Source organism: Flagellimonas sp. B-3 (assembly GCF_056857835.1).
In genome coordinates, this window is record NZ_JBSXNW010000018.1 from 66185 (window position 1) to 83124 (window position 16940).

At 40.8% G+C, this 16940-nt stretch carries 18 protein-coding genes; all 18 read left to right on the forward strand.

From position 1 onward, the window contains the following. The first annotated feature begins 6 nt into the window (after positions 1-6). The 18 genes from lpxD to AC13CS_RS06570 all read left to right on the forward strand — a co-directional run bounded on the left by lpxD (position 7) and on the right by AC13CS_RS06570 (position 16917). Positions 7-1041, forward strand: a complete 1035-nt coding sequence (lpxD, locus tag AC13CS_RS06485; RefSeq protein WP_293163089.1) for a UDP-3-O-(3-hydroxymyristoyl)glucosamine N-acyltransferase — start codon at positions 7-9, stop codon at positions 1039-1041. Continuing rightward, positions 1025-2437 (forward strand): bifunctional UDP-3-O-[3-hydroxymyristoyl] N-acetylglucosamine deacetylase/3-hydroxyacyl-ACP dehydratase, encoded by a 1413-nt coding sequence (locus AC13CS_RS06490; RefSeq protein WP_163624739.1) that lies wholly within the window; start codon positions 1025-1027, stop codon positions 2435-2437. The genes lpxD and AC13CS_RS06490 overlap by 17 nt, the downstream gene beginning before the upstream one ends. Beyond that, complete coding sequence (lpxA, locus tag AC13CS_RS06495; protein WP_293163112.1) at positions 2438-3223, forward strand: acyl-ACP--UDP-N-acetylglucosamine O-acyltransferase; 786 nt, start codon at positions 2438-2440, stop codon at positions 3221-3223. A gap of 4 nt (positions 3224-3227) precedes the next feature. After that, the gene (efp, locus tag AC13CS_RS06500; RefSeq protein WP_207026480.1) at positions 3228-3794 is read left to right on the forward strand and encodes an elongation factor P; all 567 of its coding nucleotides are present in this window, start codon (positions 3228-3230) and stop codon (positions 3792-3794) included. Between the two features lie 6 nt (positions 3795-3800). Beyond that, entirely contained in the window at positions 3801-4736 is a 936-nt protein-coding gene (locus AC13CS_RS06505) for a UDP-3-O-(3-hydroxymyristoyl)glucosamine N-acyltransferase (protein ID WP_293163119.1), read from the forward strand. Positions 4737-4798: 62 nt separating this feature from the next. Next, positions 4799-5671 carry a succinate--CoA ligase subunit alpha gene (gene sucD / locus AC13CS_RS06510; protein ID WP_293163121.1) on the forward strand — a complete coding sequence of 291 codons (873 nt, stop codon included), beginning with the start codon at positions 4799-4801 and terminating at the stop codon, positions 5669-5671. A gap of 392 nt (positions 5672-6063) precedes the next feature. Continuing rightward, positions 6064-6813, forward strand: a complete 750-nt coding sequence (gene fabG / locus AC13CS_RS06515; protein WP_293163123.1) for a 3-oxoacyl-[acyl-carrier-protein] reductase — start codon at positions 6064-6066, stop codon at positions 6811-6813. A gap of 6 nt (positions 6814-6819) precedes the next feature. Next, positions 6820-8853, forward strand: coding sequence for a VWA domain-containing protein (locus tag AC13CS_RS06520; RefSeq protein WP_293163125.1), 2034 nt, complete (start codon positions 6820-6822; stop codon positions 8851-8853). A gap of 12 nt (positions 8854-8865) precedes the next feature. Then, the gene (locus AC13CS_RS06525; protein WP_293163127.1) at positions 8866-9681 is read left to right on the forward strand and encodes a prohibitin family protein; all 816 of its coding nucleotides are present in this window, start codon (positions 8866-8868) and stop codon (positions 9679-9681) included. Between the two features lie 199 nt (positions 9682-9880). Continuing rightward, on the forward strand, positions 9881-10738 hold the full coding sequence (hisG, locus tag AC13CS_RS06530; protein ID WP_293163129.1) for an ATP phosphoribosyltransferase: 858 nt from the start codon (positions 9881-9883) through the stop codon (positions 10736-10738). Continuing rightward, positions 10738-12027, forward strand: a complete 1290-nt coding sequence (gene hisD, locus AC13CS_RS06535; protein ID WP_293163131.1) for a histidinol dehydrogenase — start codon at positions 10738-10740, stop codon at positions 12025-12027. The genes hisG and hisD overlap by 1 nt, the downstream gene beginning before the upstream one ends. 32 nt (positions 12028-12059) lie before the next feature. Beyond that, positions 12060-13109 (forward strand): histidinol-phosphate transaminase, encoded by a 1050-nt coding sequence (gene hisC, locus AC13CS_RS06540; protein ID WP_293163133.1) that lies wholly within the window; start codon positions 12060-12062, stop codon positions 13107-13109. Next, positions 13109-14245: a bifunctional histidinol-phosphatase/imidazoleglycerol-phosphate dehydratase HisB gene (gene hisB / locus AC13CS_RS06545; protein ID WP_293163135.1), complete on the forward strand. Its 1137-nt coding sequence runs from the start codon at positions 13109-13111 to the stop codon at positions 14243-14245. The genes hisC and hisB overlap by 1 nt, the downstream gene beginning before the upstream one ends. An 81-nt stretch (positions 14246-14326) precedes the next feature. After that, a complete protein-coding gene (gene hisH, locus AC13CS_RS06550; RefSeq protein ID WP_293163137.1) occupies positions 14327-14911 on the forward strand; it encodes an imidazole glycerol phosphate synthase subunit HisH in 585 nt (194 codons plus the stop codon). A gap of 2 nt (positions 14912-14913) precedes the next feature. Beyond that, positions 14914-15330 (forward strand): GNAT family N-acetyltransferase, encoded by a 417-nt coding sequence (locus AC13CS_RS06555; RefSeq protein ID WP_293163139.1) that lies wholly within the window; start codon positions 14914-14916, stop codon positions 15328-15330. Between the two features lie 3 nt (positions 15331-15333). Further along, positions 15334-16062 carry a 1-(5-phosphoribosyl)-5-[(5-phosphoribosylamino)methylideneamino]imidazole-4-carboxamide isomerase gene (gene hisA, locus AC13CS_RS06560; RefSeq protein WP_293163141.1) on the forward strand — a complete coding sequence of 243 codons (729 nt, stop codon included), beginning with the start codon at positions 15334-15336 and terminating at the stop codon, positions 16060-16062. Continuing rightward, positions 16055-16573, forward strand: coding sequence for a DinB family protein (locus AC13CS_RS06565; protein ID WP_293163143.1), 519 nt, complete (start codon positions 16055-16057; stop codon positions 16571-16573). The genes hisA and AC13CS_RS06565 overlap by 8 nt, the downstream gene beginning before the upstream one ends. A gap of 17 nt (positions 16574-16590) precedes the next feature. Beyond that, entirely contained in the window at positions 16591-16917 is a 327-nt protein-coding gene (locus tag AC13CS_RS06570; RefSeq protein ID WP_293163145.1) for a DMT family transporter, read from the forward strand. Positions 16918-16940 lie beyond the last annotated feature (23 nt).

Here is a 16940-nt window from a genome sequence, read left to right on the forward strand (position 1 = left end):
GCACCAATGAAATTTACAGCTACCCAAATTGCCGGAATCTTAGAAGGGGAAGTTGAGGGAAATCCTCAAATCGCTGTCCATAAATTGTCCAAGATAGAAGACGGTGAAAAAGGGTCTTTGACCTTTTTGGCCAACCCAAAATATACATCGTACATTTATTCCACTAAGGCATCGATAACCATAGTAAACAAGGATTTTATTCCAGAGCAGGAAATTTCTACCACACTTATTAAGGTAGATGATGCCTATAAATCCTTTTCCAAATTATTGGAGTACTATAATCAAGTTAAAAACAACAAGACAGGGGTTGAAAACCCTTGTTACATTTCCGAAAGCGCAAACTACGGCGAAGGTTTTTACTTAGGTGCTTTTGCCTATTTGGGAGATAATGTTAAAATCGGGGATAACGTTAAAATATATCCCAATGCTTATGTGGGCGACAATGTGGTTATTGGCGATAATGTTATTGTTTTTGCCGGGGCCAAGATCTATTCAGAAACCATTATAGGTAACAATTGTGTTATCCATGGTGGTGCTATCATTGGGGCAGATGGGTTTGGTTTTACACCAAACTCAAATGGAGAATACAGTAAAGTGCCCCAGACGGGCAACGTAATAATAGAAGATAATGTGGATGTAGGCGCGGGAACCACCATAGACCGTGCCACTTTAGGTTCCACTATTTTGAGAAAGGGTGTAAAACTGGATAATCAAATCCAAATAGCACATAATGTAGAAATTGGTGAAAATACCGCCATCGCGGCTCAAACCGGGGTCGCAGGTTCCACCAAAATAGGAAAAAACTGCTTAATTGGCGGTCAAGTGGGCATTGTGGGCCACATCATCATAGGTGATAGGGTACGCATTCAGGCCCAATCCGGAATCGGAAGAAACGTAAAAGATGATGAAGTCCTCCAAGGGTCACCAGCATTGAACTATGGAGACTTCAACAAATCATATGTACACTTTAAGAATTTGCCGAAATTGGCAAATCAAATCTCCAACATAGAAAAAAGAGTTGAAGGTGAGCAAACCAAGTAACAAACAACGCACCATAGCTAAAAAAGTAACGCTACAAGGTGTAGGATTACATACAGGCGAAAATGTAACCATGAGTTTTCTTCCTGCCGATGAGAACCATGGCTATGCGTTCAAAAGAATAGATTTGGAAGGGGAACCCATAATTGAAGCCGATGCGAATTATGTGGTAAATACCCAACGTGGCACCAATCTGGAAAAGAATGGCGTCAAAATCCACACCTCGGAGCATGTACTTGCAGCTCTGGTCGGTTTGGATATCGACAACGTCCTAATTGAATTGGATGCCCCAGAGCCCCCTATCATGGACGGTTCCTCCAAATTTTTTGTTGAGGCGCTGGAAGAAGCAGGCATAGTGGAGCAAGAGGAGGAGCGTGAAGAATTTGTGGTGAAAGATGTTATTTCCTATAGAGATGAAGCCACAGGAAGCGAAATCACCGTAATTCCTGCGAACGAATACCAGGTAACTACAATGGTGGATTTTGGGACCAAGGTTTTGGGCACTCAGAATGCCACTTTGGAAAAAATGTCCGACTTTAAAGAGCAAATAGCGGACTCACGTACCTTTAGTTTTCTTCATGAACTGGAAATGTTATTGGAAAATGGCCTTATCAAGGGAGGTGACCTGAATAATGCCATTGTTTATGTGGACAAGGAGATATCGGAATCCACAATGAAGAAATTGGAGAAGGCCTTTAACAAAGAAAAACTATCCGTAAAGCCGAACGGTATTTTAGATAACCTTACCCTGCACCACCCAAATGAAGCAGCACGGCACAAGCTGTTGGATGTAATCGGGGATTTAGCGTTGACAGGCACCCGGATTAGGGGCAAAGTAATCGCAAACAAACCTGGCCATTTTGTGAACACACAGTTCGCGAAAAAATTGTCCAAAATCATTAAAATAGAAAAAAGGAACAAAGTTCCCAGCTATGATTTGAATCAAGAGCCTTTGCTTAACGTGAATCAAATCATGGAGCGATTGCCTCACCGACCACCGTTTTTGTTGGTCGATAAGATTTTGGAGTTGTCCGACACCCATGTGGTGGGAGTTAAGAACGTGACGATGAACGAACCGTTTTTTGTCGGTCACTTTCCCGGAGCTCCTGTAATGCCAGGGGTTTTGCAAGTAGAGGCGATGGCTCAAACTGGTGGAATACTTGTTTTGAGTACCGTTCCAGACCCAGAGAACTACTTAACTTTCTTCATGAAGATTGATAAGGTAAAGTTTAAACAACAAGTGGTACCGGGAGATACTTTAATATTTAAATGCGATTTGATTTCTCCCATCCGTAGAGGTATCTGTCACATGCAGGCCTATGCTTATGCCAATGGTAAATTGGTGTCCGAAGCCGAATTGATGGCCCAGATCGTAAAAACAAAAAATACAGATTCGTAGATGAACCAACCATTAGCATATGTACACCCCGGGGCCAAAATTGCCAAAAATGTGGTAATTGAACCCTTTACCACCATACATAATAATGTAACCATTGGGGAGGGGACGTGGATTGGTTCCAACGTTACCATAATGGAGGGGGCCAGAATCGGAAAAAATTGCAGCATTTTTCCAGGTGCCGTAATCTCCGCAATGCCCCAAGATTTAAAATACCAAGGAGAGGATACCACCGTTGTAATTGGGGACAATACCACAATCAGGGAGTGTGCCACCATAAACAAAGGAACTTCCGACCGAATGAAAACGGTTATCGGGAATGATTGTTTGATCATGGCCTATTGCCACGTAGCACACGATTGTTTTGTGGGCGACGGATGTATCTTCAGCAATAATTCAACTTTGGCAGGACATGTAACCATTGGCCAGAATGTAGTGTTGGCGGGAATGGTAGCCGTGCATCAGTTTGTCTCTATTGGAAATCATGCTTTTGTAACGGGTGGATCATTGGTCCGTAAGGATGTGCCCCCGTATGTAAAAGCGGCCAGAGAACCACTTTCTTATGTAGGTATCAATTCCATTGGATTGCGAAGAAGAGGTTTCGAATCCGATAAGATTCGAGAGATTCAAAATATTTACAGACTACTATATCAACAAAATTATAACAATTCCCAAGCTGCATCCATTATTGAAGCTGAAATGGAGGCAACTCCAGAGCGAGATGAGATACTTCAATTTATAAGAGATTCGCAACGTGGAATTATGAAAGGTTATTTCAGTTCAAATTAAATTTATGGCAAGTACTTCTGATATAAGAAAAGGGTTGTGCATCAAGTACAACAACGATATCTACAAGATTGTAGAGTTTCTTCATGTAAAACCAGGTAAAGGACCCGCTTTTGTCCGTACCAAATTAAAAAGTGTGACTACTGGTAAAGTAGTCGACAATACATTTTCAGCAGGTCACAAGATTGAAGATGTTCGTGTGGAGACACGTTCATACCAGTTTTTGTACAATGATGGCGAAACATATCACTTTATGAATACGGATGATTACACCCAAATCGCATTGCAAAAAGATGCCTTGGATGCTTCCGATTTGCTAAAAGAAAGCGAAGTGGTGACCATTATTTTCAATGCGGAGGACAATATGCCCCTTTCTGTTGAAATGCCGGCGAGTGTGGTGTTGGAAGTAACCCATACCGAGCCAGGCGTAAAAGGAAATACCGCTACAAATGCTACCAAACCCGCTACTGTGGAGACGGGTGCAACGATCAATGTTCCGCTTTTTATCAACGAAGGCGACAAAATTAAAATTGATACGGAGAAAGCAGCCTATTTGGAACGCGCCAAAGAGTAGCCTTACATGAAATTCCCTAAAACCTATACCTTAAAGGAAATATCGAAAATCATTGATGCCAATTTCGTGGGGGATGATGATTTCCCGGTCTTGGGCATGAATGAAATCCACGTGGTGGAAGAAGGCGATATTGTATTTGTAGACCATCCCAAATATTATGACAAGGCGTTACAATCAAAGGCTACGGTTGTTCTCATCAACAAGGAGGTAGAATGCCCGGAAGGTAAGGCTTTACTTGTATCAGATGACCCATTTAGGGATTTCAACAAGTTGACCCATCATTTCAAACCTTTTGAAACAGCAGCATCATCCATTGCTGATTCAGCCGAGATAGGGGAGGGAACCGTAATTCAACCGAATGTTTTTATTGGAAACCATGTAAAGATTGGTAAAAACTGTGTGATTCACCCCAACGTAACCATTTATGATGGGTGTATTCTTGGGGACAATGTTACCATCCACGCAGGAACCGTGTTGGGAGCCGATGCGTTCTACTACAAAAACAGGCCCGAAGGTTTTGATAAATTACTTTCAGGCGGAAATGTAGTGATCGAGGACAATGTAGATATCGGAGCTGGGTGTACCATTGACCGTGGAGTAACAGGTTCAACAACCATTAAGGAAGGGGCCAAATTGGACAATCAGATTCAAGTGGGGCACGATACCGTTATTGGTAAGAAGTGTTTGATAGCCTCTCACGTTGGTATTGCAGGTTGTGTTGTTTTGGAAGATGAAGTAACCCTTTGGGGGCAGGTAGGCATCACTAGTGGCATCACCATCGGCAAAAAAGCTGTGATATTGGCTCAATCTGGCATTTCAAAATCACTAGAAGGCGGTAAAACCTATTTCGGATACCCAGCTGAGGAAGCACGTGAAAAGTTAAAACAAATCGCATCCATCAAAAAGATTCCAGAAATCTTGCAAAAACTGAAAAAGATTTAAGAAATCAATAGATAAAAACTTTAGTAAACCATATTTTTGTATCTCTACATTAAGTTAAATATATGAGCGTCTTAGTAAACAAGGATTCAAACATAATTGTACAAGGATTTACCGGTAGTGAAGGAACCTTCCACGCCGAACAAATGATTGAATACGGAACCAACGTGGTTGGTGGTGTGACCCCGGGCAAAGGTGGTCAGGAACATTTGGGAAAACCAGTTTTTAATACAGTGGAAGATGCTGTAAAAGAAGTTGGTGCCGACACCACTATTATTTTTGTTCCGCCCGCATTTGCTGCGGATGCCATTATGGAAGCTGCCGATGCAGGAATTAAAGTAATCATCACTATTACCGAAGGTATTCCTGTTGCTGACATGGTAAAAGCCAACGATTACATTAAGGATATGGATTGCACATTGATCGGGCCAAACTGCCCAGGTGTAATTACTCCCGGTGAAGCCAAAGTTGGCATTATGCCAGGATTTGTCTTCAAAAAAGGAAAAGTGGGCATCGTTTCCAAATCAGGAACTCTGACTTACGAAGCTGCCGACCAAGTAGTTCGTCAAGGATTGGGAATTACTACGGCCATTGGTATTGGAGGTGACCCAATCATAGGAACCACTACAAAACAAGCTGTTGAGCTATTGATCAATGACCCAGAAACAGAATGTGTTGTAATGATCGGTGAAATTGGCGGTCAATTGGAAGCAGAAGCTGCAAGATGGTATAAGGAAAGTGGCAGCAAAAAACCAATTATTGGTTTTATCGCTGGAGAAACTGCTCCTGCAGGACGTACCATGGGACACGCTGGTGCCATTGTTGGTGGTAGCGACGATACAGCCCAAGCCAAGAAAAAAATCATGCGCGATTGTGGCATCCACGTAGTGGATTCACCCGCGGAAATTGGCGTAAAAGTGAAAGAAGTGGTTGGGTAACCAACCGTTAAAACCATACTAAATCCCGTTTTATGCGGGATTTTTTTCGTCTACGAGCATGTTTGAAAAGGATTGATTGAAGCGAAAAATCATCATTTTTAGCCAATTGAATTGTTTTTAAATATGCTCTAAACCTAAAACAACAACTATATTTGACTTGTTGTGTATTTTGAAAAATAAAAATTAGTTCTAGGCGTCAGTTCGAGTGATTGTGAGGAACGAAAAATCGTACCTGCCTGCCGGCAGGCAGGTCGAGAACTTTTTAGATGAAAATTCTGTTTCTCGATACAAATTTCACTCCTACTGTCGTGAAATCCACTCGAAATGACGAATTTTAGTAAAACAGATAAGAACCAATATTTTGGTTAATAACCATTCAAACATAATTATCTATGCAACTTTTGGAAGGGAAAAACGTAATCATAACAGGAGCCAGCAGGGGAATTGGTAAAGGAATTGCCGAAGTATTTGCAAAACACGGTGCCAATGTGGCTTTTACCTACAGCTCCAGCGAAGCTCCAGCCTTGGAACTGGAAAAAGAACTGACCCAAATGGGCGTGAAGGCCAAGGCCTATAAAAGTAATGCCGCCAGTTTTGAGGAATCTGAGGCCCTTGTGGCCAAGGTTTTGGAAGATTTTGATGGCAGAATCGATGTACTCATCAATAACGCTGGTATTACAAAAGACAATTTATTGATGCGTATGGGCGAAGATGATTTTGATAAAGTAATCGAAATCAACCTAAAATCGGTATTCAATATGACCAAAGCGGTGCAACGTACCATGTTGAAGCAGCGTAAAGGTTCCATAATCAATATGAGTAGTGTGGTTGGTGTTAAAGGTAATGCCGGACAAACCAACTACGCAGCCTCCAAAGCGGGTATGATTGGTTTTACCAAGTCCGTAGCATTGGAATTGGGTTCAAGAAACATCCGTTGCAATGCCATTGCCCCTGGATTTATCGAAACTGAAATGACCGAGAAATTGGACGAGAAAGTAGTTCAAGGCTGGAGGGAGGCCATTCCATTAAGACGTGGTGGAAGCCCTGAAGACGTTGCCAATGCCTGTGTGTTCTTGGCATCCGACTTATCGGCTTATGTTACAGGACAGGTATTGAACGTTGATGGTGGTATGTTAACATAGAATTGAATGGATTTACGCACGGTACTACTTATTATTTTAGCAGTTGCTGCCGCGCTTACCATAGTATTTTTTCAATACTTTTATAAGAACCCGAGAAAAGGTTCGCTTAAAATAATATTGGCCGCATTGAGGTTTGTTACCTTATTTTGCGGCCTTTTGCTTTTGATAAACCCAAAATTTGTCAGCAAGGATTATTTTGTGGAAAAAGCGAATTTGATTCTCTTGGTGGACAATTCCACTTCCATGGAAGATGCTTCTACCACTTCGGAGATTTCCCAAGCCATAGCCCAAATTAAAGCCGATGATGATTTAAGTGAACGGTTTACCATCCATCAATACGGGTTTGGAAATACAATTACAGTAACGGACTCTGTAAATTTTAACCAAGGAAATACCGACGTCTCCAATGCCCTTTCAACCTTAAATGATGTTTTTGTGAACGGAACCAACGCCATTGTGCTGTTTTCTGATGGAAACCAAACCCTGGGCAGGGATTACGAATACATCAACCTGAATAAAAATTCAACAATATACCCTGTTGTGGTCGGGGACACCACGCAGTATGAAGATATTTCCGTTGGGTTGATAAATGTAAACAAATACGCCTTTTTAAGAAACAGCTTCCCTATTGAGACTTCCATTCGGTACCATGGTTCAAGACCTGTTTCAAGTACAGTCACTATTTCCATTAACGGAAGGAGGGTACATCAAGAACGGGTAAACCTTAATAGCACAAAAAACAGTCAAACCCTAAATACGTTGATCGAGGCGCAAAGTGTGGGCATCAAAACCATCAAAATTGAGGTGGGCGTGTTGGAAAATGAACGAAATACGATCAACAATTCCAAAGAGACCGCCATTGAAGTAATCGATGAAAAAACCAACGTAGCCATAGTTTCGGATATACTCCATCCAGACATCGGCTCATTAAAAAAATCCATTGAATCCAATGAGCAACGTTCGGTTACCCTGCTAAAACCAAATGCAAGTCAGTCTGTTCTAGAGGAATCCGACCTTATAATCCTGTATCAGCCGAATCGAAATTTTAGAAGTGTTTACGAGTTTTTGAAGAATTCTGGAACCAATTATTTTACCATTACAGGTAGCAAAACGGATTGGAACTTTTTGAACCGGGTACAAGAAAGTTTCACCGTTTCCGGCAGTAGGCAACCAGAAGAAATTTTACCCATTTTAAACAATGCCTTTGGCCTGTTTGGTTTAGGTGAATTTTCGGTTGATGGATTTCCGCCCTTGAACGGAACTCTTAGGGATATTCAACTCAATAAGGACAACGAAACTGTTATGTTCCAGCAATTACAGGGGGTTGATTTGGACAAGCCTTTGTTTGCCATTCTCACGGAATCCAATCAAAAGGAAGCTGTACTATTTGGTGAGAATCTTTGGCGCTGGCGCGCACAGGTATATCGTAACGACCAAAGTTTTCAAAAGTTTGATGAATTTATAGGCAATTTGATGGTATATCTGGGTTCCAACAGGCAGCGAAACCGTCTCGAACTCGTTTATGAGTTGGTTTTTGATAATGCCAATATGGCCAAAATCAGGGCTTCCTATTTTGATGAAAGTTACCAGTTTGATGCCAATGCCGATATTTCCATCAAAGTGGAAGGTGTTGACAATGATTTTTCAAGAATTTCGCCCATGCTTTTAAAAGGTTCTTTTTACGAAGTGGATTTGACCGATTTGGATGCTGGCGAATACAACTTTACTGTTACTGTTCAGGATGAAAATTTAAAACGTTCGGGAGCATTTAGAATATTGGATTTTAATCCCGAAAAGCAATTGGTCTCTGCCAACTACAAAAAATTGGGGCGTTTAGCAGCTAATAATAAGGGGCAACTGTACTTTTTGGATGAGCTTGAAGATTTACAATCCGATTTAACGTCCTCCAATGTACTTCTTCCTGTCCAAAAAAGCAGGGATAATGTTGTATCTTTGATAGATTTCCGTATTTTATTGGGGTTGATGATTCTTTCCCTAGCTGCGGAATGGTTCATCAGAAAATATAACGGATTAATATAAAACCATTTATACATGGATAAATTACCTAAAATTGCATTGCCTGCTTTAGCAGGAATTATTTTTCTTATCATTTTCGCGTCAAGGTCTACCGTAACTATTGGTTCTGGTGAGGCTGGGGTGCTGTACAAATATTTTGGTGGAGGTGTTGTTACCGACGAACCGCCTTTGGGAGAAGGTTTTCACTTGGTGGCCCCATGGAACAAAGTGTTTATCTATGAAGTACGCCAGCAAGAAAAACTGGAAAAAATGAACGTACTCTCTTCCAACGGATTGGATATAAAACTGGAAGCTTCTGTTTGGTTTCAGCCAAAATCTGAAGATCTTGGAAAACTGCACCAAGAAAAAGGGGAACAGTATATAGAACGTGTGCTATTGCCTGCAATTCGTTCGGCAGCCCGTAGCGTGGTTGGGCGATATACACCGGAACAATTGTACTCAAGTAAGCGAGATGCAATTCAACAGGAGATTTTTGAGGAAACGCAAAAAATTGTGGACGACCAATACGTTCAATTAAATGAAGTACTGGTGCGCGATGTTACATTACCTCCCACTATTAAAGATGCCATTGAACGTAAATTAAGGCAAGAACAAGAATCGCTGGAATATGAGTTTCGATTGGTGACAGCTTCGAAAGAAGCTGAAAAGGTTCGTATTGAAGCACAAGGAAAAGCAGATGCCAACCGAATACTCAGCGCTTCCTTAACGGATAAAATATTACAGGACAAGGGTATAGACGCCACATTAAAACTCGCAGAATCACCCAATGCAAAAGTAGTTGTAGTAGGGTCGGGAGATGATGGTTTGCCATTAATTTTGGGAAATAACTAATTTTCTCTTTTTTGATATAAAAATATATCCTACTTTTGGAGCATAATGAGAAACAAAAACACACATCATCATTTTTATACTTGCCCTCAAGCGAGATAGAAATGTATTGTTGTTTTTAAAATATATTCTAACCCGTTTGAGAAATCAAACGGGTTTATTTTTTGTACCCCTTTGGTTTTTCGGACAAAACGATTGAAAAATGACAAAAATTAGAATTGCTGTTCAAAAAAGTGGCCGTTTAAACGAGGATTCCCTCAAAATCTTAAAGGATTGTGGAATTTCCATCGACAACGGAAAAGACCAGTTAAAAGCCACCTCCCGAAATTTTCCCTTGGAAGTATTTTATTTACGGAACGGGGACATCCCCCAATATTTGAGGGATGGAGTAGTGGACATCGCCATCATCGGGGAAAACGTACTCATTGAAAAAGGAAAAGATATTTCCATTGCGGAGCGATTGGGTTTTTCCAAATGTCGTGTATCCTTGGCAGTCCCAAAAAATGAGACCTACAATTCCATTACGGATTTTGAAGGTAAAAAAATAGCAACATCCTACCCGAATACGGTAAAGGACTACTTGGCATCTAAAGGGGTTACGGCCGACCTGCACATTATCAATGGTTCTGTAGAAATTGCCCCAAATATTGGTTTGGCTTACGGTATCTGTGACATTGTTTCGAGCGGAAGCACACTTTTTAAAAACAATTTGAAAGAGGTGGAAGTAATGCTGAAAAGCGAGGCAGTTCTCGCAGTATCGCCCACCATCTCCGAAGAACGCAAAGAACTGTTGAAAAAAATCCAGTTCAGGATTAAATCGGTATTGCAGGCGCGCCAGAACAAATATGTGTTGATGAATGCACCGAATGATAAATTGGATGAAATTATTTCCATTCTCCCCGGAATGCGAAGCCCCACGGTTTTGCCCTTGGCCGAAGAAGGATGGAGCTCGGTGCATACGGTAATCAACCGGGAAACCTTTTGGGAAGTCATCGATGAATTGAAAGAGGCCGGAGCCGAAGGAATTTTGGTTTGTCCTATTGAAAAAATGGTACTATAATGCAGCGTATCAATTATCCACAGCAAAGTGATTGGGCCGAAATATTAAAACGACCCACGCAAACTGTTGCCGATATTGAAGAAATTGTCAACAGTATTTTCAAAGAGGTTAAATCTGATGGGGACGCCGTTATAAAAAAGTATACAGACCGGTTTGACCAAGTGAAATTGGATGCACTTTCGGTATCTGCTTCAGAAATTGAAATAGCTGGTGATGCCGTTTCAGACGCCCTAAAACAAGCCATTAACCTGGCAAAGGTCAATATCGAAAAATTCCATGCTGCCCAAAAAACTTCCAAAGTTGAAGTAGAAACCATGCCCGGCGTAAAATGCTGGCAAGAAAAACGCCCCATACAAAAAGTGGGGTTGTACATACCCGGTGGAACAGCTCCCTTATTTTCAACCATTTTAATGTTGGCAATTCCCGCTAAACTGGCAGGATGTGAAGAAATTGTGCTCTGCACCCCGCCCGATAAAAAAGGTGAAATCAATCCAGCGATTTTATACACGGCCCAACTTTGTGGTGTAACACGGATTTTTAAAGTTGGCGGTATTCAAGCCATTGCTGGAATGACCTTTGGTACGGAGAGCATTCCAAAAGTGTACAAAATTTTTGGACCAGGAAATCAATATGTCACGGTAGCGAAACAATTGGCCACCAGGCACAATGTTGCCATCGATATGCCTGCGGGACCAAGTGAGCTTTTGGTGGTTGCGGATGATTCAGCAAACGCAGCTTTTGTAGCTTCGGATTTGTTAAGCCAAGCCGAACACGGGGTGGATAGTCAGGTAATTTTGGTATCCACTTCAGAAAAATTGATTGAGGCGGTTGAAGAGGAAATCGAAAGTCAGTTACAGCAATTGCCTAGAGCGGAAATAGCTCGCAAATCAATTGGCAACAGCAAATTGATTTTGGTGAAGAATGACCAAGAAGCTATGGATTTGATCAACGAATATGGCCCGGAACACTTTATTGTTTGTATGGAGAATGAAGCGTTTTACCTTGAAAAAATTCAGAATGCAGGCTCCGTTTTTATTGGCAATTATACGCCCGAGAGTGCAGGTGATTACGCTTCGGGCACCAATCATACGTTACCAACAAACGGTTATGCCAAACAATACAGCGGGGTGAATCTGGATAGTTTTATGAAGAGCATGACTTTTCAAAAAATATCCGAAAAGGGAATCCAAGGCATCGGAAGTGCCATAGAGCTTATGGCGGATGCTGAGGGATTACAGGCGCACAAAAATGCGGTAACCTTAAGATTAAAAAGTTTGAATAAAGATTAATGTCAGGTCGAGCGCAGTCGAGACCAAATGCTATGCAAAAAACATTTGACATAAATAATATAGTTCGGGAATCGGTTCGCAAGTTGCAACCCTATTCCTCCGCACGTGACGAATATGTATCCGATGGCTCGGAAATGATATTTCTGGATGCCAACGAAAACCCTTTTGACAATGGAGTAAACCGCTACCCAGACCCGTATCAACGAAGTTTAAAATCACTTTTGGCCGAACAAAAAGGGGTATCGGAAAGCCAAATTTTACTTGGAAACGGAAGTGACGAAGTTTTAGATTTGATTTACAGGGCTTTTTGTGAACCTAATCAGGATAATATCATCACATTACCGCCCACTTACGGAATGTACAAGGTGTTGGCGGGGATTAATTCCGTGGAGAACAAAGAAGTTTTGTTGACTACTGATTTTCAGCCGAATGTTAATGAAATTATAGAGGCAGTCGACACAAACACCAAGCTTCTCTTTATTTGTTCACCCAACAATCCTACCGGAAATTCTTTTAAAAAAGAAGGAATTGAAAAGTTATTGGAAGCATTCAATGGATTAGTGGTAATCGACGAAGCATATATTGATTTTTCAAAAGATGAAAGTTGGTTGTCACAACTTAAAACATATCCCAACTTGATTGTGACCCAAACGCTATCCAAAGCCTATGGATTGGCAGGTATCCGATTGGGGATATGCTATGCATCGGAAGAAATAATAGGTATTTTGAACAAAATCAAACCTCCCTACAATGTCAATCAATTGACCCAGCAACGAGCATTACAGCGTGTATTGAATCAAGATTTGGTCGATCAAGAGGTACAGCAGATTCTTGATGAAAGAGATGGATTAATCAAAGCATTGAACAGTATGAAATTTGTAGAACAACTATATCCATCCGACGCTAATTTTGTGTTGGCCAAAGTTGATAATGCCGATAAGCGTTATCAACAATTATTGGAAAAACATGTGGTAGTGCGCAATAGGAGTACGCAGCCATTGTGCGAAAACACCTTACGGTTTACCGTGGGTACACCAGAGGAAAACAAAAAATTGATAGCCATTTTAAAAGCGTTAAGGTAATGGGCAAAAAAGTATTGTTTATTGATCGAGATGGAACCATCATCAAAGAACCAGCTGATGAACAGATTGATGCTTTTGAGAAGTTGTTTTTTTACCCCAAAGCATTTACTTATTTGGCGAAAATCGCCAAAGAACTGGACTACGAACTGGTAATGATTACCAATCAAGATGGACTGGGAACAGATGTTTTTCCAGAAGAGACCTTTTGGCCCGTGCAAAATTTTATTTTAAAAACCTTTGAAAATGAAGGAGTGGTTTTTGAAGCAGTCCATATCGATCGAACCTTTGCAAAGGACAATGCCCCGACACGCAAACCGGGCACAGGAATGTTGACCACGTATTTTTCCGAAGCATATGATCTCGAGAATTCGTTCGTGATAGGTGACCGTTTAACCGATGTGGAACTTGCGAAAAACCTTGGTGCCAAAGGAATTTTTATCAATGATGAAACCCATTTGGGAACAGATGAAATTACCGTAAAACGTGAAGAACTGGACGATTACATCGCTCTGGAAAGCAATGATTGGGAAAAAATCTATGAGTTTCTCAAATTGGAAAACAGGATTGCGGAAATATCCCGAAAAACCAATGAAACCGACATTAAAATCAAGATAAACCTTGATGGTAACGGAAAGAGTGACATTAATACAGGTTTGGCTTTTTTCGACCACATGTTGGACCAATTGGCGCGTCACGGTCAAATGGATTTGGAAATAAAAGTAGATGGCGATTTGGAAGTAGATGAACACCACACCATCGAAGATACCGCTATCGCACTGGGAGAGTTGTTTTCCAAGGCATTGGGCAACAAACTGGGAATTGAACGCTATGGTTTTGCTTTGCCCATGGATGATTGTCTGGCACAGGTTGCCATAGATTTTGGGGGGCGGAACTGGCTGGTTTGGGACACCGAATTTAAACGTGAAAAAGTAGGGGATATGCCCACGGAAATGTTTATGCACTTTTTTAAATCGTTCACCGATGGCGCCAAGGCCAATTTGAACATTAAAGCCGAAGGCACCAACGAACATCATAAAATCGAGGCGATTTTCAAGGCTTTTGCCAAATCCATTAAAATGGCGGTAAAGCGAGATGCGGAAAAAATGGTGTTGCCTTCTACGAAGGGAATGTTGTAAAAAGTGTCATTTCGAAGGAGCTTGCGACTGAGAAATCTAGATTTCTCGCTATGCTCGAAATGACAAAAAGACAAGAAATAAATGAATATAGTCATAATTGATTACGGAGCAGGAAATATCCAGAGCATCATGTTTGCTATTAAACGCCTTGGTTATGAGGCTGTTTTAAGCCATGATGCAGAAGAAATCCAAAATGCAGATAAGGTGATATTCCCTGGTGTTGGAGAAGCGAGTTCGGCTATGGCAAAGTTGAAAGCCACAGGGTTGGACAAGGTGATTCCTACATTAAAACAACCCGTTCTGGGGATTTGTTTGGGTATGCAGTTGATGTGCCATTCATCCGAAGAAGGAAATACCGAAGGTTTGGGAATCTTTGATTTGGATGTGATAAAATTTTCCAGAAATGTTAAAGTCCCACAAATTGGGTGGAACCAAATTTCAGGTTTAAAAAGTAAGCTATTTACTAATATTCCAGAGAAATCATACATCTATTTGGTACACAGTTTTTATGCCCCGATCGGGAAAGAAACCATTGCAACTTCGGAATATGAACTAACTTACAGTGCCGCTTTGCAAAAGGATAATTTTTACGGAGTGCAATTTCACCCCGAAAAGAGCAGTGATGTGGGCAGTGAAATCCTGAAAAACTTTTTAACACTTACCTGATTATGGAATTCCAAATATCAACAGACAAGAATAGGTTGGATATCCAAAAGGTGCACAAAGAAGTTGGATTGACCTATTGGGGAAAGGGCAGGAGTATGGAAGAAACAATAATGACGATTGAAAAAAGTATCTGCTTTGGCATGTACGATGAAAAAGGGGAACAAATGGCTTATGCCCGAATAATAACCGACGGACTGGTTTTTGCCTACATTATGGATGTTGTTGTCTTTGACCCCAATAAAAGAAAGGGATTAGGTAAAAAATTGATACAACATATTTTGGACCGCTCAGATGTAAAAAAAGTCAATACTGTGGCATTCAAAACCATCGACGCACATCACTTTTATGAAAATTTGGGCTTTAAAAGGATAGGGGATTCGGAAATGTGGATGTCCATAGACCGAGTAAAATACGATTAGAAAATGAGATTGATTCCAGCAATAGACATCATTGAAGGGAAATGTGTACGCCTTTCCAAAGGAGATTACAACACCAAAAAGGTGTATAACGAAAGTCCGTTAGAGGTGGCCAAGGCGTTCGAGGCCCATGGTATCCAATATTTACATTTGGTGGATTTGGATGGTGCAAAATCCAAGCATATCGTTAACCATAAAGTTTTGGAGACCATCGCATCAAAAACCAACTTACAAATAGATTTTGGGGGAGGATTAAAAACTGACAAAGATTTACTCATTGCTTTTGAAAGTGGTGCCCATCAAATTACTGGCGGAAGTATTGCCGTAAAAGACCAAGAAACTTTTTTAAGTTGGTTGCAAAATTTTGGTGCAAATAAAATCATTTTAGGCGCTGATGCCAATAACGAAAAAATTGCAGTTTCAGGTTGGCAAGAAGAATCTGAACAAGAATTGTTACCTTTTATTCAGTTTTACCAAAAAGCAGGTATTGTGTACGTAATCTGCACGGATATTAGCAAAGATGGCATGTTGCAAGGCCCTGCTTTTGAACTCTATAAAAAGATATTGGACAATACTTCCAATATTAAATTAATCGCTAGTGGAGGTATTTCTTCATTTGATGAGTTGCCAAAACTTGCTGAAATTGGTTGTGATGGCACCATTATAGGAAAGGCCATTTATGAAAACAGGATCAGTTTAAAACAATTGGAACATTACATTCTCCAAAATGGATAAGGAAAAACAACTCCAAGAAGAATTGGTTTGGAATGCGGGGTATCGCATGAACGAAAGTCTTCGCATGATCAAAATCTGCTTAGAGCAATTGTCGGAAGATGAAATCTGGCAAAAACCCAACAAGTCTAGCAATAGTATTGGGAACCTCATACTTCATCTCTGCGGAAACATTACCCAATACGGTATTGCTTCCATTCAAAATTTGGAGGATTCCCGCCAACGCGATGAAGAATTCTCAACAGTATCGGGATACACGAAAGCAGAGTTGGTCAAAAAACTTGAGGATACCATATCCGATGCAAAAAGGGCATTTTACGATGCTCCGCTCAACGAACTTTTACGTAAAAGAAACGTACAGGGCTTTAATTTTTCTGGTGTGGGCAACATTATTCATGTAACGGAGCATTTGTCTTATCACACAGGTCAAATAGCACTTTGGACAAAGATTTTGCAGAATAAAGATTTGGGGTTTTATGGAGACGTAGACCTGAATATAAAGAATGAAAGCTAGAGTTGGATATATAGCCGATGAACTGGATACTATTGATAATTGCCGGATTCTTTGAAGTAGCCTTTGCAGCTTGTCTGGGAAAGGCCAAAGAAACGACCGGGACCGAAACCACTTATTGGTATATAGGATTTGCAGTTTGCCTGGCAATTAGTATGCTTTTGCTCGTAAAAGCCACACAAGAATTGCCAATAGGCACGGCTTATGCGGTTTGGACCGGAATTGGTGCAGTAGGAACGGTGTTAATAGGAATTTTTGTCTTTAAAGAACCGGCAACATTTTGGAGACTATTTTTTATTACCACATTAATTGCTTCAATTATTGGTTTGAAAGTAGTCTCACATTAAAAATAAACGTAAAATTCAGTAAG